Raw genomic sequence first — 21,008 nt, 5'->3', positions numbered from 1 at the left:
GAGGTGAGGTCACCAGCGGGTGCTGCGTCTCTAGCGTCGGTGGTAGCGTCAGGTTGGTATAAGAGGAAGAGTGAGACGGGGGCGGGAGTTCCTGGATGTGTGGCTGCACTGGGCCGCCCGCGTGCAAACGAGCGAGGGTCTGCTCGGCCCGGCGACGGGCTTGCGGGGGATCGTCGCGTTCGTAGTGACGGGGGAATTCCCTGCGACCGAGAGTGTCGGTGAACAACGGCTTGTAGCCAGGTGCATGGGCGATTTGCATCATGCGGCGGCATCGCTCGGCACTCGTATTCCGGGCGAACTGCAGATGTACGCGACCGCGTCCGTCGAAGTTCTTGATGATCTCTTCGCCGTCATCAGTCCTCCTCGTAGTGGGGCAGTTCCTTTGGGAAGTCGCGCGGGTCCTTGCACTCGGCCAGTTCGTAGGCGCGCTCGGTGAGGCGATAGGCGATATCGGTCAGAGCCTGTCGCAGTGCCGCGCCGGTGACCTTGGTGTCTCCGGCGACCCCCACCTCAGCGATGACTGCGTAAACCTCAGAGGCGTTGTAGGAAGGGGCGACGCGAGGAACGCAGGGCACGTACACCCCTGCGGCGATGTCCTCGGGATCGAGTTGAGCCACAGCTTCTATGCCTTGGACGGAGACATGGACGATCCGGTTGTCTCTACCGCCACTCTGATAGCTTTCGAGCCATTTATCCTTGGAAAGCGGTCGGATATCCGCTTGGCCAGAGATGGATGAATCGTTGCTTGTGGTGACGTAGCAGGAAGAGCTGAAGTCGTCCCCGGTGCCTCGACGATTGGAGCCATCGTTCGCCGATCGCGAATGTGGCAGAATCTGAGTGACCGCGCTCCGCTTGAGCGCACCGTCACACATTTTCTCAGGGAGTAGATAAAGGCCCTTGACAAAGAAGATCCATGTGGCGCCACCCAGGAGACTCAGAACTGCGAGGCAGAACAGGAAGCCTTTCCCGCTTTTCCATGTGGCGATTCTTTCTGGACTCCACGTCGACTTGTCCATCAGGGGCGCTCCTTCGTTCTTTTCAGTAGATCATCGCTGGCGTCATAACCCTCATTCACAGCGTCACGGATCAGGTCTTGAGTGCCTTGTTCGGGTAGGTCCAGGTTGTTCCGGTCGATAGTGTCCGCTGCAGCCCATTGCGCCTGCTGACTCACTGAGTCGCGTGAATTGTAGAAGTCCTTGGCGCTGTCGTAGAGGGCCCGGTCCTTGGTGCCCTCGAGTTGCTGGCCCTCGAGTACGCGGTCGACTGCCAACCCGGCGATAGCTCCGAGCATTCCTCCGCCCGCGGCCCCCATCGCCGCTCCTCCGTACGCGTCGGGTACGGACATGTTGGCCAGGCCGATCGCGACCCAGGTCTTGGCGAAGTCTCCTTTCGCCTTTAGGGCGTTGTTGTACTCCGTCTCGCCCTTGACGGCTGCGCGCACTTCATCGTCCGCAAGGGAATGAGCAACGATGCCCTCGATGGTCCCCGCGTTCTTGCCGATGTCCGTGAGGACTTGCTCCTGGGAGCCGTCGAACAAGGCCGGATCCGTGAGGTGCGCTTCGAGGAGCGTGCTGGTGTAGATGCTCTCTCCGAGGACGATCCCTGCTCTTCCGTCTGGATCGGTGGACACCGCGGAGAGGAACCTGACGACATCCCGGACCTCCTCCAGGCCATCAGGGTCGTCACTGTTCGTTAGGAAGATCGGTTCCGCGCCATGACCAGCGAGTGTCTGGCTGATCTCTGGCATGTAGGAGGCCGCCATATTGCCGAAGCTGTCTCCAAGCCCCTTACTCACAAGGGCCGCGCCCCCGCCTGGCTGCGCGACAGCCTCCATGATGTTCTTCATGATGCGTACTTGTGTCTCGCTGTGCGGCGGGGCCTGCTGGGTCGTGTCGCCCGCGGACGCGCCGGTCGTGGCGGCCTCCAGCGCCCGCCCCAAAGACTCCCCTCGATCGGTGTACACCGTGGTGCCCAGCATGTGGTCCAGGTCCGCCTTGGACTCGAACGCGTTCGTTGCTGCCTCGGGGTTGTGGGAGAGACCTTCGAACAGTCCGTTAAGCGGATCCCGACCGTTGCCGTCACCAAAGACGAGGTCCAGGGCGTCGTACCCCTTGACCCAGAGGTCACGCGTGCCCGCGTCCCCCGCTCCCTTGTCCGCCTTGAAGATCTCTTCCCGGTAGTCGTCCAGGAACTCGGTGTCGTACGGGCCCTCTCGGAGCAGGCTGCTGATGACCTGCGAGCCGAGTGCCCCGATCGGGTTGACCGAGCCGGCAGCGCGGAAGTTGGTGTTCCGTTCTGCGATGAGGTCCTTCTTCCATTCCTGCATGGCTTCGGAGTCGGAGAAGGACGCCGTCGCCAGAGTCAGGCTCAGGTTCTTCTGGAGGCTCTTCATCGTGTCCAGTTCCGTGTCCCTGGCCCCAGCGTGGGCGTGGGTCATCTCGGTCCAGAACTGGAGCGTTCCCTTGGGACCCAGTCGGGACGCGAACTGCTCCGCGAACAGGGAGTCGCCGTTGTACAGCTCCATCGTGCGGTTGAAGTCCGCGATGTCGTGGAGGCTCATGTCGGCGGGATTCTTGGCCATCTTGGCCAGTTTTTCCGCCGCCGCGACGGCCTTGGCCGCAGAGTCCCGGTCAGTATAGGAGGCATCGGCGAAGCCGTACTTGGCCTGATCGACGAGGAGCCGCAGGACCTTCGCGGCGCTGTTGTCGCTCTGTGTCGCCTTGCTCAGGATGCCCTGGATCTCGTTGCGGAGGCCGTCCACCGCCTTTTGGTCCGTCGCGCCGGTCTTCCCGCTGGGGTCGGACGCCCAGTCCGGCCGGATGCTGTCAGTGACGGTGAATGTGCCCGCGCCGGTGTCGATCACCGTCAGGTGCTGTTGGGCACCTCGGGTGATGGCTTCGATCAACTGGGACCGGAATCCGATGAGTTCGCCGCGAGTGTCGCTGAGGATCTTGGTGATGGAGTCGGCCTGGGTGTGCGCATCGGCGAACTCGGCTGCGGTTTTGGTGATGAACTCCCGGGTTACGGTGGCGTTGACGCCAGCCCACTTGGCCTTGTCCGCCTTCGCCTTGAGGTTGCTCTCGGCGTCTCTCTGCAGGTCCGCGAGCTTCTTCGTCATCTGCTCCCAGTCGGTGACCGCTTCACCGAGCTTGGAAAAATCGCCGTAGCGCAGGGCGTCGAGGTCCATCGGTGTCAGTGGCCCTTCCGGTCGTCGAAGCCCTCGTCCAGAAGGGCGATGCTGCTGACCGTGCCGGAGATGTACGAGTCGTCGGCGACGTGCTGGTTCTTGGTGAACCGCAGGTGGTTGGAGATGTGGGCGCAAGCGTCCAGCAGGGTCTTCGACTGCTTGCTCCAGCGCTCTGTCACGTGATCGAGCGCGGCCCCCAGCGCGAAACCCTCGCCCTTGAGTCCGCCAGCGGCCGCCGCCGATGCCACGCGCGCGTGTCCGCTGTAGGTCGTGAAGTCATCGAACAGGGCATGGGCCGCCTTGCCGACCGCCTCAAGATCCTGATGCCCCATTACGAGGTCGCCCTGAGTGCCGTCCCCACCCTGGTCGGCCGGATACTGGTTGAGTTGCATCCGTGTCGGCTGCTCCGCCGCCGCGCTCTTGAGCTGCTCCCACTCGTCCCACGCCATGCGTGAATCCTTCCCCGTGTCCGGGTTGTCCCCGTATCCCTGTGGCCCCATGAAACCCGCACATCGGACGCGTCGGTCCCAGCAGCCACCAAAAATGGACACCGGCGTTGTCTCACGCATCCAGAGCCAGCAAAAACGTCCATGTCGCCATGCCCACCATGACTGCCGCACACAGCAAGACCAGGACCCGTTGCGACCGATATGCCGAGTCCGACGGCTCGTTCGCTGCCGGGTCCCGGAACCGTTTGGCCTGGAAGCGCCACCAAAGGGCTCGTTGGTCGGCCGAGCCGAGCCCGGCCAGTACCAGGGCCAACAGGAGCACGAAGATCCCTACGCCGACCAACTCTGTGTCCCTCCAGGCCCCTTCCGACGACAACGCGGCCCACCCGATACGACAACCAGCCCGCCGGATACGGCAACCCGCCACTCGGGTACGACGAGATCTCAGTCCATCTCGTCCGGAAACAACCCCACCTGAACCAACGGCTTCCCCCGCCGTCGCGACACGAAGATTCCCCGCCCCGCGGGCATCGGCCGTGGCCGTACCCCGCCGAGGAGGTCGCCCTCGCCCGGGTCGCCCGCCAGCACCACGCCCTGCGCGCCGAGTTCCTTGATGCGCTGCATGAACGCCTCGTAGGAGGCGCGCCCGGCGCCGGCCGTCGAGCGGGCGACGATGAAGCGGACGCCGACGTCGCGGGCGAAGGGGAGCAGCTCGGTCAGTCCGGCCAGCGGGTTGCCGCTGGACGTGGCCACGAGGTCGTAGTCGTCGATGACGACGAACACGGTCGGTCCACGCCACCAGCTGCGGTCCCGGAGTTGCTGTGCCGTGACGTCGGCGGTCGGCGACCGGCGTTTCATCAGGTCGGCGAGCGCGGACATGTGGTGGTCCATGGCGTTGGACATGGGGATGTACTCGGCGAGGTGCGAGGGCGGGGTCGCGCCCAGCAGGGAGCGCCGGTTGTCGACCACGAAGAACTTGCAGTCGTCGCCCGCGTAACGCTCCGTGAGCTGCTTGATCAGCAGCCGCAGCAGGTTGGACTTGCCCGACTCGCTCTCGCCGAAGACGAGGAAGAAGGGATCCTGCTCGAAGTCGAGGAACACCGGTTCGAGGTTGTTCTCGTCGAGGGAGAAGGCGACCCCGCGCTGCGGGAACCGGCCGCCCGAGGGCAGCTGCGCGGCCGGGAACTCGCGCGGCAGCAGCCGAACCTCGGGGGCGCCGGGGGCCTCCCAGTGGCGGGAGACCTCCGCGGACAGCGCCTGGGTGGCGTCGGCGAGGTCGGTGTCGGAGGCGAGGCCGTCGATGCGCGGCACCGCCGCCATGAAGTGCAGTTTCTGCGGTGACAGGCCGCGACCGGGCACACCGGTCGGGACGTTCGCGGCGGCCTTGCGGTCCACCTCGGAGTCCATCGTGTCGCCGAGCCGCAGCTCCAGGCGGTTCATCAGGTGGTCCTTGAGGGCGGCCCGGACCTCCATCGAGCGCGAGGCCGTCAGGACCAGGTGGATGCCGTAGCCGAGTCCGCGGGCGGCGATCTCGTGGATCACCTGGTCGAGTGCCTCGTAGTCGGCGCGGAAGTTGCCCCAGCCGTCGATGACGAGGAAGACGTCACCCCACGGCTGGTCGGTGACCGAGATGTCGCCCCTGGCGCGCCGGGCCCGGAACTCGGTGATCGAGGGGATGCCCGCGGAGCGGAAGTACTCCTCGCGGCGGTTCAGCACGCCGTACACCTCGGCGACCGTGCGCCGCACCCGCTCCGGGTCCAGCCGGGAGGCCACTCCGCCGACGTGCGGCAGTCCGGCCAGCGAGGCCATGCCGCCGCCGCCGAAGTCGAGGCCGTAGAACTGGACCTCGTGCGGGGTGTGGGTGAGGGCGAAGGAGGAGATCAGCGAGCGCAGCAGGGTCGACTTGCCGGACTGCGGGCCGCCGAGGATCTGCATGTGGCCCGCGGCGCCGGAGAAGTCCACCCACAGGGCGTCCCGGCGCTGCTCGAACGGCTTGTCGACCAGGCCGACCGGGACGACCAGGCGGCCCGCGCCCTCGTACCCCGGCTGGGTGAGTCCGCGGCCCGGTACGGCCGTGAGGCCCGGCAGGAGCGAGTCGAGCGAGGGCGGGCTGTCCAGCGGCGGCAGCCACACCTGGTGGGCCGCCGGGCCCTGTGCCTCCAGCCGGCGCACGATGACGTCGAGGACGGTGTCGGCGAGGGCCTCGTCGACCTCGGGGTCGTCCCCGGAGGGGCGCTGCTGGGGCACCGGCACGTACCGCACCGGCACCTCGGCCGCCGTGAACAGCACCGGCTGCCGGTCCAGCGGCAGCGGGCCGCCGCCGGCCGCCCGCTGCGGGGAGGAACGGTAGACGCCGGAGACGTACGCCGCCTTGAACCGGAGCATCTCGTCCGTGCCGAACTTCAGGAAGCCGGAACCGGGCACGTTGGGCAGCGTGTACGCGTCGGGCACGCCCAGCGCCGCCCGCGACTCCGCGGCCGAGAAGGTGCGCAGGCCGATGCGGTACGACAGATACGTCTCCAGGCCGCGCAGCCGGCCCTCCTCCAGGCGCTGCGAGGCCAGCAGCAGGTGCACGCCGAGCGAGCGTCCGATGCGGCCGATCTGCACGAACATCTCGATGAAGTCCGGCTTGGCGGTCAGCAGTTCGCTGAACTCGTCGATGACCAGGACCAGTGAGGGAATCGGCTGGAGCGCGGCGCCGGCCGCACGCGCCTTCTCGTAGTCGTGGATGTTGGCGTAGTTTCCGGCGTCGCGCAGCATCTCCTGGCGGCGGTTCAGCTCGCCGCGGATGGAGTCGCCCATGCGGTCGACCAGCGTCAGGTCGTCCGCCAGGTTGGTGATCACGGCCGCGACGTGCGGCATCTGCGCCATGCCGGCGAAGGTGGCACCGCCCTTGAAGTCGGCGAGGACGAAGTTCAGGGTCTCCGAGGAGTGGGTGACGGCGAGGCCCAGCACCAGGGTGCGCAGCAGTTCGGACTTGCCGGAACCGGTCGCGCCCACGCACAGGCCGTGCGGGCCCATGCCCTCCTGCGCCGCCTCCTTGAGGTCCAGCATCACCGGACGGCCGTCCTCGCCGACGCCGATCGGCACCCGAAGCCGCTCCGCCATCGAGCGCGGCCGCCAGGTGCGCAGGGGGTCGACCGAGGCCGCGTCACCGAGGCTCAGCAGGTCGGTGAACTCCAGGTTGGCCAGCAGGGGTTCGTCGTCGTCCCCACCGGAGGCCATGCGCAGCGGCGCCAACTGCCGGGCGAGCACCTCGGCGGACTCGTACGACAGCGCGTCGGGCGTCCCTTCGTAGACCGCCCCGTGCCCCGACTCCAGGTGCAGCACGCCCGGTTCCACGACGATGGAGAGCTCGCCGCCGGGCCCGGTCAGCTCGCCGGGGACGACCTCCAGGACCGTCACACCCTGGAGCCCTTCCGGATTGGCCAGGAACGAGTCGGGCGGCAGGGAGACGCCGTCGAGCACGACGACGATGTGCGGTTCCTCCGCCAGCGGGGCCGCGTTGGGGTGGAACCGCGGACGGCCGGTGAGCCGGGAGGCGATCAGTTCCTCCAACTCGCGCGTGTCAGCACCGATCAGCCTGCGGCTGCCCGCGCCGTCGACCGTGCCCGGCGCCTGCACGTGCGGCAGCCACTTGGCCCACTCCCAGTGCGGGAGTTCCTCCCGGCCCGCCGCGACCACGAGGATCAGGTCCTGCGGGGAGTGCAGCGCGGCCAGCGAACCCGCCATGGCGCGTGCGGAGGACCGTACCGACTGCGGATCGCCGCTCACGGTGACGTGGTAGAAGGCACGCAGGGAGACCGCCATCGGCAGGGCGTCCAGGGTGCTGTGGACGGCGAGGAAGCGCTGCAGCGCGCCCGCCGTCAGCGGCTCCAGCTGCTCGACGGGACCGCTCTCGGGGGTGACGAGCGGAGTGGCCAGCGACTGGGCGCCGAGGCCGATGCGGACCTGGGCGAAGTCCTCGTCACCGGGGCGCCGTTCCCACACCCGGCTGCCCTCGGCGACCAGCGCCCACAGCTGCTCGGGGGAGGGGTGCAGGTAGTACTGCGCGTCCCGCTGCGCCCTCGCGGTGTCGACCGTCCGCACCCGGGTCTGCCTCAGATAGCTCAGATAGTCCCGGCGCAGGTCCGCCAACTGCCCCTGGTTGCCGCGGCGGAAGCGGATCACCATCGCGACGGACATGGCGATCGTCGAGGCGATCATGACCATGCCCATGATCCTCATGAACGGCTGACCGCTCGTGAAGAAGAAGACGACAGAGCCGCCCATGCCCAGGGTGGGCAGGAGTTGCATCAGCACGCTCTCCTGGTTGCCCCGGGGCAACTCCGGCGGAGGCTGCACGACGATCTCGCCCGTGGGCACCTCGGACGGCAGGGCCCGGGGAGGGCGCTTCACGACGATGTGGCTCACTGCTCACCAATTCCCTTGCCGGCCCCGGGAAAGTACCGTCCGCCACCCCGTGTCAGGCGGACGCAGGCCGCCGCGTGATCCTACTGACTTCTTGTGCGACGAGGGGGCGGTAGGGTGCCGGATGTTCGCGTGAGCACATGCGAGTCGGTCCGGAAAAGCCGGGACATTCCGTGAGATCCGGAACGGTTCGGCGCCCTCCGGCCGCCCGACGGCGGCCGTTTCGCCGCCCGGCCGGACCCGTCGGTCGCACGCGGCGCGACAGGGCCCACAAATTTTCACACCGCCGACGCGGAACCATCACTGAGGGGGAGCAGTCAGGTGAGCATCACGGCCTCCGCGACAGCCACTGGAGCAGGGCAGGGACCGGGCGCGGCCTCCGGGGCGGGCCTCGGCTTCTGCCGCGTCACGATCGTCGCGCCGGACAGCCGGATCGACGTGGCCCTGCCCGACGACATCCCCGTCGTCGACATCTACCCGGAGATCCTGCGGCTCTCCCGGCAGAGCCCCGCCGAGGGAGCGCCGGTCGGCTACCACCTCGTACGCCGGGACGGCACCGTCCTCGACGGCTCCCGCTCGTTCGCCGCGCAGCACATCCTCGACGGCGAACTCCTCACGCTGCGTCCCTTCTCCGAGTCGCTGCCGCCCGCCGTCATCGACGACGTCTCCGAGGCCGTCGCCGCGGCCGTGACCCGCGAGCACGCCCTGTGGGGCGGTGACCTGACCCGCGCCGCCGGCCTCGTCGGGGGAGGCGTCCTGCCCGTCCTGCTCGCCTTCGTGGCCTGGACCGGCGACCCGCGCCACGACATGCACTCGCTGCCCGGCGTCCTCGCCGCCGTCGTCGGCGTCCTCCTGGTCGCCCTCGCCTGCGTCCGCGCCCGCGTCTACGACGACCGGCCCTCGGCCATCGCCCTCGGACTCGGCGCGCTGCCCAACGTCGGCGTGGCCGGCTCGGGGCTCCTCGAACTCGCCGAGGGCCAGGGCATCGGCAAACTCCAGTTCCTCCTGGCCTGCGCGGCGGTCCTGCTCGCCGCGGTCCTCCTCACCCTCTGCTCGCCGGGCGGGGACGGCCCGTTCGTCGCCTTCGTCGTGGCATCCGGCGCCGGGGTCGCCGCCGTGTTCGCGGCGATCCTCGCGCACTGGACGCCGGCCGAGACCGCCGCGCTGTGCGCCCCCGTCGCCGTCGGTGCCCTGGCCTTCCTGCCCGGCCTGTCCATGCGCTTCGCCCGCCTGCCGATCGGCTTCGACGCCGCCGCCACCGCCCCGCGCAGCGCGTACGGTGCCGACCCCGCTCCCCAGGAGCCGGTCGACGTCGAGCGGATCACCGCCCAGGCCCGCCGCGGCCACGAACTCCTCGTCGGACTGGTCGGAGGCTGTGCCCTGATCGCGGTCGGCGCCTGCGCCGTCCTCGGCTTCTCCGACGACCTGTGGGCCCAGCTCCTGGCCCTGGCCGTGGGCGTCGCCCTGCTGATGCGCGCCGGCCTCTTCCGCTACACGGCGCAGGTCGCCCCCGTCCTCGCGGCCGGCCTCGCCTCTCTCATGCTGCTCGGCCTCGGGCTGGCGCTGAACCCGCCGCTGTCCGCGGTCCGCGACGCCCTCACGGGCGACCGCGCCGACCTCGACATCCGGACGATCTGGCTGGTCGCGGCCATCGCGGCGGCCTCCGCGCTCGTCACCACGATCGGGCTGATCGGCTCGCGCGGCGGCCTCACACCGTTCTGGGGACGGTTCATGGAGATCGCCGAGGGCTTCGTCCTGCTCACCCTGGTGCCGCTGGCGCTGGCCGTCTTCGACGTCTACGCGGCAGCCCGAGCGATGACGAGCTGACCGGGTCGGGACCTGCCCGACCGCGGAAGAGCATCTGTACCCGGATGACTTCGCGCGCGTGGCGGCCGGACTGCGGCTCCGGCGCGCAACGCCCACCCGGATCGGATGTACTTCGCGCGCGTGGCGGCCGGACAGCGGCTCCGGCGCAAGGCCCACCCGGTGCCCACGCGCGCGTGGCGGCCGGCAACGGCCGGCCGCCACACCGCTCACGGCACTGCCTACTGCGCCGCCGGCCCGCCGATGTGCGGCGCGGGCTCCAGGTCGAACTCGCCGTCCCGCGCACCCAGGACGAAGGCGCGCCACTCCGCCTCCGTGTAGCGCAGCACGGTGTCGGGGTCGAGCGACGACCGCATCGCCACGGCACCGGCGGGCAGATAGGCGATCTCCACCCGCTCCTCGTGCTCCTCGGTGCCGGGCGCGCTGTGCCACTCGACGCCGGAGATGTCGAGGGCGTACAGCTCGTCCCTCTCCCGCTCCTTGCGCGCCTTGATCTCCTCAGCCGTCTCCGCCATGTCGCAGCGACCCCTTCCCGACGTACGGACGAACCACGTTCGTGTACGGACCGACAACGTTCCTGTACGGACGAACAGCGTTCCCTCATGAACGAACGATCCGAGCGTTCACCCTAGTGGCCCACCGGTCGCCGCCTCAGCGGTTCCCGGACCGCGGCGAATCCGCCCGCCGCCCCCTGGTACGCTGATGGACGGCCGTTTGTGTACGCACCCCCGGATCGCCCTCAGGAAGCCCTGATGGTTCTGGAGGCCGCGCCCAGCGGATCCCCGCCTTCCGAGTAACGGAAGCTCCCCCGAGACACAGACCGGGGGCACTCGGTGGCCACCCACAGACTACGAGGAGTACGCGTGTCGCTCGACGCCGCTACGAAGAAGCAGATCATCGGCGAGTTCGGCCAGAAGGAGGGCGACACCGGCTCCCCCGAGGTCCAGGTCGCCATGCTCTCCCGTCGGATCTCCGACCTGACCGAGCACCTCAAGACCCACAAGCACGACCACCACTCCCGTCGTGGTCTGCTCATCCTGGTCGGTCAGCGCCGCCGGCTGCTGCAGTACCTGGCCAAGAAGGACATCCAGCGCTTCCGCGCCCTGGTCGACCGCCTCGGCATCCGCCGCGGTGCGGCCGGCGCCAAGTAGGACGCCATGAAGGGAGCGGTTCCCGTCACTGTCGGGGACCGCTCCCTTTGCCGTACGTACGCAAACGTGCGGAGTGTCACCCACGCTTTGTAGTGTGGTAGCAGAACGCAATACGCACGACACAGACGAGGAGAGGCGCGCGTAGCCGCCGCCGGTCCTCGGTAGTGGCCCCCGGGGGGAAGTGGACCCGGGTGCTTCGATCGAAGACCGGCCCGCACCGCACGCAGCGCCTCTCCGCCACCGTCCCCCTGCCACACGGGCAGCCCAGGGGACGAGGACGAGGAGAAAACGCTAGTGGAGAACGAGACCCACTACGCCGAAGCCGTCATCGACAACGGCACTTTCGGCACCCGCACCATCCGCTTCGAGACGGGCCGTCTGGCCCGCCAGGCCGCCGGCTCGGCCGTGGCCTACCTGGACGACGACACCATGGTGCTGTCCGCCACCACCGCGTCCAAGAACCCCAAGGACCAGCTCGACTTCTTCCCCCTGACGGTGGACGTCGAGGAGCGGATGTACGCCGCCGGCAAGATCCCCGGCAGCTTCTTCCGTCGTGAGGGCCGCCCCTCCGAGGACGCCATCCTCACCTGCCGCCTGATCGACCGCCCGCTGCGTCCGTCCTTCAAGAAGGGCCTTCGCAACGAGATCCAGGTCGTCGCCACGATCATGGCGCTCAACCCCGACCACCTGTACGACGTCGTGGCGATCAACGCCGCGTCCGCGTCCACGCAGCTGGCCGGTCTGCCCTTCTCCGGCCCGGTCGGCGGCGTCCGCGTCGCGCTGATCCGCGGCCAGTGGGTCGCGTTCCCGACGCACACCGAGCTCGAGGACGCCGTCTTCGACATGGTCGTCGCCGGTCGCGTCCTCGAGGACGGCGACGTCGCGATCATGATGGTCGAGGCCGAGGCCACCGAGAAGACCATCAAGCTGATCGAAGGCGGCGCCGAGGCGCCGACCGAAGAGGTCGTCGCCTCCGGTCTGGACGCCGCGAAGCCCTTCATCAAGGTGCTCTGCAAGGCCCAGGCCGACCTCGCCGCCAAGGCCGCCAAGCCGACCGGCGAGTTCCCGATCTTCCTCGACTACCAGGACGACATCCTGGAGGCGCTGTCCGCCGCCGTCCGCCCGGAGCTGTCCTCCGCGCTGACGATCGCCGGCAAGCAGGACCGCGAGGCCGAGCTGGACCGCGTCAAGGCGCTCGCCGCCGAGAAGCTCCTCCCGGAGTTCGAAGGCCGCGAGAAGGAGATCTCCGCCGCGTACCGCTCGCTCACCAAGCAGCTGGTCCGCGAGCGCGTGATCAAGGAGAAGAAGCGCATCGACGGCCGCGGCGTCACGGACATCCGTACGCTCGCCGCCGAGGTCGAGGCCATCCCGCGCGTGCACGGTTCCGCGCTGTTCGAGCGTGGCGAGACCCAGATCCTGGGCGTCACCACCCTCAACATGCTCCGCATGGAGCAGCAGCTGGACACCCTCTCCCCGGTGACCCGCAAGCGCTACATGCACAACTACAACTTCCCGCCGTACTCCGTCGGCGAGACCGGCCGCGTCGGCTCCCCGAAGCGCCGCGAGATCGGCCACGGCGCTCTCGCCGAGCGCGCCATCGTGCCGGTCCTGCCGACGCGCGAGGAGTTCCCCTACGCGATCCGTCAGGTGTCCGAGGCCCTCGGCTCCAACGGCTCGACGTCCATGGGCTCGGTCTGCGCCTCCACCATGTCGCTGCTGAACGCCGGTGTGCCCCTCAAGGCCCCCGTCGCCGGTATCGCCATGGGCCTGATCTCCCAGGAGATCAACGGCGAGACGCACTACGTCGCCCTCACCGACATCCTCGGTGCGGAGGACGCCTTCGGCGACATGGACTTCAAGGTCGCCGGCACCAAGGAGTTCGTCACCGCCCTCCAGCTCGACACCAAGCTGGACGGCATCCCCGCCTCCGTCCTGGCCGCCGCCCTCAAGCAGGCCCGTGACGCCCGCCTCCACATCCTCGACGTGATGATGGAAGCGATCGACACGCCGGACGAGATGTCCCCCAACGCCCCGCGGATCATCACCGTCAAGATCCCCGTAGACAAGATCGGCGAGGTCATCGGCCCCAAGGGCAAGATGATCAACCAGATCCAGGAGGACACCGGCGCCGACATCACGATCGAGGACGACGGCACGATCTACATCGGCGCCGTCGACGGCCCGTCCGCCGAGGCCGCCCGTGCCACGATCAACTCGATCGCCAACCCGACCATGCCGGAGGTCGGCGAGCGTTACCTGGGCACCGTCGTGAAGACGACGACCTTCGGCGCGTTCGTGTCGCTGCTCCCGGGCAAGGACGGACTGCTGCACATCTCGCAGATCCGCAAGCTCGCCGGCGGCAAGCGCGTGGAGAACGTCGAGGACGTCCTCGCCGTGGGCTCCAAGGTCCAGGTCGAGATCGCCGAGATCGACTCCCGCGGCAAGCTCTCCCTGATCCCCGTGGTCGAGGGCGAAGCGGCCGAGGACGACAAGAAGGACGACGCCGAGCAGTGACGTCCCGTAGCCCCAAGGTGACGGCCCGCCCCTCTTCGGAGGCGCGGGCCGTCGCCCGTACCCAAACCCTCATCAAGGGCGAGAACGGCATCGGCACGGTCCGCAAGACCACCCTCCCGGGCGGCCTGCGCATCGTCACCGAGACGCTCCCCTCGGTCCGCTCCGCGACCTTCGGCATCTGGGCACACGTCGGCTCCCGCGACGAGACCCCGGCGCTGAACGGCGCCACCCACTACCTCGAACACCTCCTCTTCAAGGGCACCCGGCGCAGGTCCGCGCTCGACATCTCCTCCGCCCTCGACGCGGTCGGCGGCGAGATGAACGCCTTCACGGCGAAGGAGTACACGTGCTACTACGCGCGCGTGCTCGATGCCGACCTGCCGCTCGCCATCGACGTCGTCAGCGACATGTTGACCGGCTCCCTCATCCTCGAAGAGGACGTCAACGTCGAACGCGGCGCGATCCTCGAGGAGATCGCGATGACGGAGGACGACCCCGGCGACGGCGTGCACGACCTGTTCGCGCACACCATGTTCGGCGACAACGCCCTCGGCCGCCCCGTCCTCGGCACGGTCGACACCGTCAACGCCCTCACCGCCGACCGCATCCGCCGCTTCTACAAGAAGCACTACGACCCCACCCACCTGGTGGTCGCCGCCGCGGGCAACATCGACCACAACAAGGTCGTACGGCAGGTCCGCGCCGCCTTCGAGAAGGCCGGCGCGTTCAAGGAGCCCGACGCCACGCCCATCGCCCCGCGCGACGGCCGGCGCACCATCCGCACCGCGGGCCGCGTCGAGCTGATCGGCCGCAAGACCGAACAGGCGCACGTCGTCCTCGGCATGCCCGGGCTGGCCCGCACCGACGAGCGCCGCTGGGCCCTCGGCGTGCTGAACACCGCCCTCGGCGGCGGCATGTCCTCCCGGCTGTTCCAGGAGGTCCGGGAGAAGCGCGGCCTGGCCTACAGCGTCTACTCGTACACCTCCGGCTTCGCCGACTGCGGACTGTTCGGCGTGTACGCCGGCTGCCGTCCCAGCCAGGTGCACGACGTGCTGAAGATCTGCCGCGACGAACTCGACACCGTCGCCGAGCACGGCCTGTCCGACGAGGAGATCGGCCGCGCCATCGGCCAGCTCCGCGGCTCCACCGTCCTCGGCCTGGAGGACACCGGCGCGCTCATGAACCGCATCGGCAAGAGCGAGCTGTGCTGGGGCGAACAGATGTCGGTCGACGACATGCTGACCCGGATCGCGGCCGTGACCCCGGACGAGGTCCGCGAGGTGGCCCGCGACATCCTGGGGCAGCGCCCGTCGCTGTCGGTCATCGGCCCGCTCAAGGACAAGCAGGCGTCCCGTCTGAACGAGGCCGTCGCGTAACCCCTCCCGTAAGGAAGCAACAGATGAGCAAGCTGCGCGTGGCGGTTCTCGGCGCCAAGGGCCGCATCGGCGCCGAAGCGGTCCGGGCGGTCGAGGCCGCCGAGGACATGGAGCTGGTGGCCGCTCTCGGCCGGGGCGACAAGCTGGAGACGCTGGCCGAGAGCGGCGCCCAGGTCGCGGTGGAACTGACCAACCCGGCCTCGGTGATGGACAACCTCGACTACTGCGTACGGCACGGCATCCACGCCGTCGTCGGCACCACCGGCTGGACCGAAGAGCGCCTCGCGCAGCTCACCGGCTGGCTGGAGCGGTCCCCGGGGACGGGCGTGCTCATCGCGCCGAACTTCTCCATCGGGGCCGTACTGACCATGAGGTTCGCGCAGATCGCGGCGCCGTACTTCGAGTCCGTGGAGGTCGTCGAGCTGCACCACCCCAACAAGGTGGACGCCCCCTCCGGCACCGCCACGCGCACCGCCCAGCTCATCGCCGAGGCCCGCCGCGCCGCCGGCTCCGCCCCGGCCCCGGACGCCACCGTGACGGCCCTGGACGGCGCCCGCGGCGCCGACGTCGACGGCGTGCCCGTGCACGCCATCCGGCTGCGCGGCCTGCTGGCACACCAGGAGGTCCTGCTGGGCGGCGAGGGCGAGACCCTGACCGTCCGCCACGACTCCCTGCACCACAGCAGTTTCATGCCGGGCATCCTGCTGGGCGCCCGCCGCGTGGTGACGACTCCGGGCCTCACCTTCGGCCTGGAACACTTCCTGGACCTGAACTGAGCCCCTGACAGCCATGCGCGCAAAGCTCTCCTACGCCCTGACGGCCGCCGTCCTGGTCTTCTACTTCGTCCTGGCCGGCAGCCGTGGCGTCATGCTCATCCGCTCCGGCACGCTCCTCACCGTCACCTTCGGCGTGGCGGTACTGATCCTGCCGGTCATCGGCGTCTGGTTCCTGTGGAAGAACACCCAGTTCGTCCGTAGGGCCAACCAGCTCGCCGCCGAACTCGACGCCGAGGGCGGCCTGCCCGTCGACGAGCTGAAGCGCATGCCCAGCGGCCGCGTCGACCGTGACTCGGCCGACGAGGTGTTCGCCCGGCGCAAGGCCGAGACGGAGGCCGCCCCCGACGACTGGCGCACCTGGTTCCGTCTCGCCGTCGCCTACCACGACGCCCGAGACACCCCGCGCGCCCGCAAGGCGATGCAGCGCGCCATCAGCCTGCACGGCGCCGCCCGGCATCCCGCCTCGCCCTGAGACCACACGTGAAGGGGCCCGGTCCGCACCTGCGCGGACCGGGCCCCTTCACGTATGCGATACCTCAGGGCCGGCGGTACTCGTCGGCCCACGCCTCCACCGAGTCCGCGGCCCGGTCGAACGCCTCCGGCCGCGCCAGGAAGTCGGCCCCGTGCGTCGTCAGCAGCGGCAGCGGCCCCTCCGCGGCCCGGTCCCGCCGTACGACGGTCAGCGCCTGGCCCTGCACGGTCCGCGGCAGCCCCATCCAGCGCACCGGCTGCTGTGCTGTCCGCACCGCCATGACCCGGTTCCAGGTCACCGTCCGCGTGACGAAGAAGTTCACCTGCCGCACCCCGCGCGAACTCACCCACACCCCCATCCGCAGCAGCCGCAGCGCACCGGCGATCACCAGCAGCGAGACACCGAAGATGACACCGGCCTCGGACACCGAGCTGGTCAACGCGATGACCACCGCCGCGAACAGCACGTACGACGCGAGCAGCAGGCACAACGCGGCCGCCGCGACCCGCCACGGGCCGGGCCGGTAGGGCCGCCGCCAGTGCTCCCGGTCGTCGAAGGGCAGCGCGACGTCGTCCGCCGCCTCGAATGCGCGGTCGGCCGTCAGGAAGGGCAGGGGCACGGCTGGTCCTCACTCGTCCATGCGTGGGCTGTGCCGGTGAGGCTATCCGGCCGTGTCCCCGCTCACCACCTTCGGGGGTCCGGACGGGGGTCAGCGGTCCTGCGAGGCGTGCGAGCGCCGCATCCCGCGGCGCTCGTGGAACCTCCCGCCCGGGACCCCCGTAAAGTTGGCGCCGCTCCGAAGACGCGATGGAAGGACCCCCCGAACCGTGACCCCCACCCCTGACGACGAAACCAAGATCGAACTCCGGAGCGACGTCACCGTCGAACTGGTCAAGCACACCGCGTCCGACGCGGACGTGCTGTTCGCGGCCCGCGTCTCCACCGCCGGAGAGCAGTCCCTGGACGAGCTGAAGAAGGACCCCGAACGCTCGAAGGGCCTGATCAACTACCTGATGCGGGACCGCCACGGCAGCCCCTTCGAACACAACTCGATGACCTTCTTCATCAGCGCCCCGATCTTCGTCTTCCGCGAGTTCATGCGGCACCGCGCCGGCTGGTCCTACAACGAGGAGTCGGGCCGCTACCGGGAGCTGCAGCCCGTCTTCTACGTCCCGGACGCCTCCCGCAAGCTCGTGCAGCAGGGCCGCCCCGGCAAGTACGTCTTCGTGGAGGGCAGCGAGGACCAGCAGGCGCTGGTCGGCCGCAGCATGGAGGATTCCTACCGCCAGGCCTATTCGGCCTATCAGGAGATGCTCGCCGCCGGCGTCGCCCGCGAGGTCGCCCGAGCGGTCCTCCCGGTCGGCCTGTTCTCCTCGATGTACGCCACCTGCAACGCGCGCTCGCTGATGCACTTCCTCGGGCTGCGCACCCAGCACGAACTGGCCAAGGTCCCGTCCTTCCCGCAGCGGGAGATCGAGATGGTCGGCGAGAGGATGGAGGCCGAGTGGGCGCGGCTCATGCCCCTCACCCACGCGGCCTTCAACGCCAACGGCCGGGTCGCCCCCTGACGTCACCCTCCGACGGAGACGTATGTACGGATCATCCGCGCGAAGTGTCCGTATTGCGGCATTTGGAGAAGTTCATCTAGCCTGATCAAACGGACCCGGCACTGCTTGAACCCCCGAGCAGGCAGTGCCGGGCTCCGCATTTGTCACCACTTGTCGCCTGCCCCGAGGGCAGACCCCACCCTGAGCAACGAGTAGCGTGTTACCCATGGCTCCGACCTCCACTCCGCAGACCCCCTTCGGGCGGGTCCTCACCGCCATGGTCACGCCGTTCACGGCGGACGGCGCACTCGACCTCGACGGCGCTCAGCGGCTCGCCACCCACCTGGTGGACGCAGGCAACGACGGCCTGATCGTCAACGGCACCACCGGCGAGTCCCCCACCACCAGTGACGCGGAGAAATCGGAGCTGGTACGCGTAGTCCTGGAGGCCGTCGGAGACCGGGCCCACGTGGTGGCCGGAGTCGGCACCAACGACACCCACCACAGCATCGAGCTGGCGCGCGCGGCGCAGCAGACCGGCGCGCACGGCGTACTCGTCGTCACGCCGTACTACAACAAGCCCCCGCAGGAGGGCCTGTACCGCCACTTCACGGCGATCGCCGACGCCACCGAGCTGCCCGTCATGCTCTACGACATCCCCGGCCGCAGCGGCGTCCCCATCAGCACCGAGACGCTCGTGCGCCTGGCCGAGCACCCGCGGATCGTCGCCAACAAGGACGCCAAGGGCGACCTCGGCCGCGCCAGCTGGGCCATCGCCCGCTCCGGCCTCGCCTGGTACTCCGGCGACGACATGCTGAACCTGCCGCTGCTCTCCGTGGGCGCGGTCGGCTTCGTCTCCGTCGTCGGCCATGTCGTCACTCCGGACCTGCGCGCCCTCGTGGACGCGTTCACCTCCGGTGACGTGCACAAGGCCGCGGAGATCCACCAGAAGCTGCTCCCGGTCTACACGGGCATGTTCCGCACCCAGGGCGTCATGACCACCAAGGCCGCACTCACCCTCCAGGGCCTCCCCGCGGGCCCGCTGCGGCCACCGATGGTGGAACTCACCGCGGAGGAGATCGCCCAGCTCAAGATCGATCTCGCCGCCGGCGGGGTACAGCTCTGACACCAGACTTCACAACTGAATACGGCAGGCCACCGGTGCCTGCACACATCCACAACTGCTTCTGCACGAACGTCACGAGCGCCACGTGCCCGACCGGTACGTGGCGCGCGTGTTTGAGGAGAGTCTTTTGAGTCATCCGCACCCCGAACTGGGCCCGCCTCCGCCGCTCCCCGAAGGAAGCCTGAGGGTCACCCCGCTCGGCGGCCTCGGCGAGATCGGCCGCAACATGACGGTCTTCGAGTACGGCGGTCGCCTGCTGATCGTCGACTGCGGAGTGCTCTTCCCCGAGGAGGAGCAGCCGGGCATCGACCTGATCCTGCCGGACTTCACGTCCATCCGGGACCGTCTCGACGACATCGAGGGCATCGTCCTCACCCATGGCCACGAGGACCACATCGGCGCCGTCCCCTACCTCCTGCGGGAGAAGCCGGACATCCCGCTGATCGGCTCCAAGCTGACCCTTGCTCTCATCGAGGCCAAGCTCCAGGAGCACCGCATCCGCCCCTACACCCTTGAGGTGAAGGAGGGGCACCGCGAGCGCATCGGCCCGTTCGACTGCGAGTTCGTCGCGGTCAACCACTCCATCCCGGACGCTCTCGCGGTCGCCATCCGCACGCCGGCCGGCATGGTGGTCCACACGGGCGACTTCAAGATGGACCAGCTCCCGCTGGACAACCGCCTGACAGACCTGCACGCCTTCGCCCGGCTCAGCGAGGAGGGCATCGACCTTCTCCTCTCTGACTCGACGAACGCCGAGGTCCCGGGGTTCGTCCCGCCCGAGCGGGACATCTCCAACGTCCTGCGCACGGTCTTCGCGAACGCCGGCAAGCGGATCATCGTGGCCAGCTTCGCCAGCCACGTCCACCGCATCCAGCAGATCCTGGACGCGGCCCACGAGTACGGCCGCAGGGTCGCCTTCGTCGGCCGCTCGATGGTCCGCAACATGGGGATCGCCCGCGATCTGGGCTACCTGAAGGTCCCGCCGGGACTGGTCGTGGACGTCCGTACCCTCGACGACCTCCCGGACCACGAGGTGGTCCTGGTCTGCACGGGCTCGCAGGGCGAACCGATGGCCGCCCTGTCCCGCATGGCCAACCGTGATCACCAGATCCGCATCGTCGACGGCGACACCGTGATCCTGGCGTCGTCACTCATCCCCGGCAACGAGAACGCGGTCTACCGCGTGATCAACGGTCTGACCCGCTGGGGTGCGAACGTCATCCACAAGGGCAACGCCAAGGTGCACGTCTCGGGCCACGCGTCCGCGGGCGAACTCCTTTACTTCTACAACATCTGCCGGCCGAAGAACCTGATGCCGGTCCACGGCGAATGGCGCCACCTGCGCGCAAACGCCGAGCTGGGCGCCCTCACCGGCGTCCCGCACGACCGCATCGTCATCGCCGAGGACGGCGTCGTCGTCGACCTCGGCGAGGGCAAGGCCAAGATCACCGGCAAGGTCCAGGCGGGCTATGTGTACGTCGACGGCCTCTCGGTCGGCGATGTGGGCGAGCCGGCCCTGAAGGACCGGAAGATCCTCGGCGACGAGGGCATCATCTCGGTCTTCCTGGTCGTGGACTCCTCGACCGGCAAGATCACCGCCGGCCCGCACATCCAGGCCCGCGGCTCGGGTATCGACGACTCGGCCTTCGGAGCCGTCATCCCGAAGATCAACGAGGTCCTGGAACGCTCGGCGCAGGACGGAGTGGTCGAGCCCCACCAGCTGCAGCAACTCATCCGCCGCACCCTGGGCAAATGGGTCTCCGACACCTACCGGCGCAGGCCGATGATCCTCCCGGTCGTCGTGGAGGTCTGACCGGCTGACGACACCTCACAGGCGTCAACCCGGCGCGGGGCCCCTCGATTTGCATCGGGGCGCCCCGCTCCAGTACGTTTACGGCTCCGCCAGAACGGGAACCACACGACGCCTATCGCGCCGGACGGTGACCGGGAGGGGCGGGAAAACCGACTCAGAACTTCTGATAAAGTCGGAACCGCCGGAAAGGAAACCGCGAAAGAAAAGCGGGAACCTGGAAAGCACCGAGGAAATCGGAACCGGAAACGGTCTGATAGAGTCGGAAACGCAAGACCGAAGGGAAGCGCCCGGAGGAAAGCCTGAGAGAGTCTCTCGGGTGAGTACAAAGGAAGCGTCCGTTCCTTGAGAACTCAACAGCGTGCC

General features: G+C 68.9%; 15 protein-coding genes. 9 read left to right on the top strand and 6 right to left on the bottom strand.

Annotated elements, in window-relative coordinates:
* Positions 1-353: 353 nt before the first annotated feature.
* From P1P75_RS26340 to eccCa, 4 genes are all read right to left on the bottom strand, one after another.
* Positions 354-1,016 carry a hypothetical protein gene (locus tag P1P75_RS26340; RefSeq protein WP_319259646.1) on the bottom strand — a complete coding sequence of 221 codons (663 nt, stop codon included), beginning with the start codon at positions 1,014-1,016 and terminating at the stop codon, positions 354-356.
* The gene (locus P1P75_RS26335; RefSeq protein ID WP_319259643.1) at positions 1,016-3,187 is read right to left on the bottom strand and encodes a hypothetical protein; all 2,172 of its coding nucleotides are present in this window, start codon (positions 3,185-3,187) and stop codon (positions 1,016-1,018) included. Before P1P75_RS26335 ends, P1P75_RS26340 begins: the two co-directional genes overlap by 1 nt.
* Before the next feature lie 5 nt (positions 3,188-3,192).
* On the bottom strand, positions 3,193-3,636 hold the full coding sequence (locus tag P1P75_RS26330; RefSeq protein ID WP_319259641.1) for a hypothetical protein: 444 nt from the start codon (positions 3,634-3,636) through the stop codon (positions 3,193-3,195).
* Between the two features lie 444 nt (positions 3,637-4,080).
* Positions 4,081-8,049 (bottom strand): type VII secretion protein EccCa, encoded by a 3,969-nt coding sequence (gene eccCa / locus P1P75_RS26325; RefSeq protein WP_319259639.1) that lies wholly within the window; start codon positions 8,047-8,049, stop codon positions 4,081-4,083.
* A 318-nt stretch (positions 8,050-8,367) separates the two neighbouring features.
* Here eccCa and eccD point away from each other — a divergent pair, with 318 nt between their 5' ends.
* On the top strand, positions 8,368-9,873 hold the full coding sequence (gene eccD, locus P1P75_RS26320; RefSeq protein ID WP_319259637.1) for a type VII secretion integral membrane protein EccD: 1,506 nt from the start codon (positions 8,368-8,370) through the stop codon (positions 9,871-9,873).
* A 218-nt stretch (positions 9,874-10,091) separates the two neighbouring features.
* Here the strand turns inward: eccD and P1P75_RS26315 are convergent, their stop codons facing one another.
* Entirely contained in the window at positions 10,092-10,385 is a 294-nt protein-coding gene (locus tag P1P75_RS26315) for a DUF397 domain-containing protein (RefSeq protein ID WP_319259634.1), read from the bottom strand.
* 348 nt (positions 10,386-10,733) lie between these two features.
* On the opposite strand from P1P75_RS26315, the gene rpsO reads away from it, so the two are divergent.
* The 5 genes from rpsO to P1P75_RS26290 all read left to right on the top strand — a co-directional run bounded on the left by rpsO (position 10,734) and on the right by P1P75_RS26290 (position 16,159).
* On the top strand, positions 10,734-11,021 hold the full coding sequence (gene rpsO / locus P1P75_RS26310) for a 30S ribosomal protein S15 (RefSeq protein WP_073494901.1): 288 nt from the start codon (positions 10,734-10,736) through the stop codon (positions 11,019-11,021).
* A 294-nt stretch (positions 11,022-11,315) separates the two neighbouring features.
* Positions 11,316-13,535 carry a polyribonucleotide nucleotidyltransferase gene (locus tag P1P75_RS26305; protein ID WP_073494903.1) on the top strand — a complete coding sequence of 740 codons (2,220 nt, stop codon included), beginning with the start codon at positions 11,316-11,318 and terminating at the stop codon, positions 13,533-13,535.
* Positions 13,532-14,911, top strand: coding sequence for a pitrilysin family protein (locus P1P75_RS26300; RefSeq protein ID WP_319259630.1), 1,380 nt, complete (start codon positions 13,532-13,534; stop codon positions 14,909-14,911). The genes P1P75_RS26305 and P1P75_RS26300 overlap by 4 nt, the downstream gene beginning before the upstream one ends.
* 23 nt (positions 14,912-14,934) lie before the next feature.
* Complete coding sequence (gene dapB, locus P1P75_RS26295; RefSeq protein WP_319259628.1) at positions 14,935-15,687, top strand: 4-hydroxy-tetrahydrodipicolinate reductase; 753 nt, start codon at positions 14,935-14,937, stop codon at positions 15,685-15,687.
* A gap of 13 nt (positions 15,688-15,700) precedes the next feature.
* The gene (locus P1P75_RS26290) at positions 15,701-16,159 is read left to right on the top strand and encodes a hypothetical protein (protein ID WP_086766410.1); all 459 of its coding nucleotides are present in this window, start codon (positions 15,701-15,703) and stop codon (positions 16,157-16,159) included.
* A gap of 64 nt (positions 16,160-16,223) precedes the next feature.
* On the opposite strand, the gene P1P75_RS26285 is transcribed toward P1P75_RS26290, so the two are convergent.
* Positions 16,224-16,778 (bottom strand): hypothetical protein, encoded by a 555-nt coding sequence (locus P1P75_RS26285; protein WP_319259626.1) that lies wholly within the window; start codon positions 16,776-16,778, stop codon positions 16,224-16,226.
* A 208-nt stretch (positions 16,779-16,986) separates the two neighbouring features.
* Here P1P75_RS26285 and thyX point away from each other — a divergent pair, with 208 nt between their 5' ends.
* The 3 genes from thyX (at position 16,987) to P1P75_RS26270 (ending at position 20,645) form a co-directional block, all read left to right on the top strand.
* Entirely contained in the window at positions 16,987-17,727 is a 741-nt protein-coding gene (gene thyX, locus P1P75_RS26280) for an FAD-dependent thymidylate synthase (protein ID WP_319259624.1), read from the top strand.
* Positions 17,728-17,932: 205 nt separating this feature from the next.
* On the top strand, positions 17,933-18,832 hold the full coding sequence (gene dapA, locus P1P75_RS26275) for a 4-hydroxy-tetrahydrodipicolinate synthase (RefSeq protein ID WP_319259621.1): 900 nt from the start codon (positions 17,933-17,935) through the stop codon (positions 18,830-18,832).
* A gap of 127 nt (positions 18,833-18,959) precedes the next feature.
* On the top strand, positions 18,960-20,645 hold the full coding sequence (locus P1P75_RS26270) for a ribonuclease J (protein ID WP_319259618.1): 1,686 nt from the start codon (positions 18,960-18,962) through the stop codon (positions 20,643-20,645).
* The last annotated feature ends 363 nt before the right edge of the window (positions 20,646-21,008 follow it).

The organism is Streptomyces sp. ID05-39B (assembly GCF_033794725.1).
Lineage (GTDB): Bacteria > Actinomycetota > Actinomycetes > Streptomycetales > Streptomycetaceae > Streptomyces > Streptomyces bobili.
Note: the sequence above shows the minus strand (reverse complement) of the source record. Positions and strands in the feature narration are given on the sequence as shown.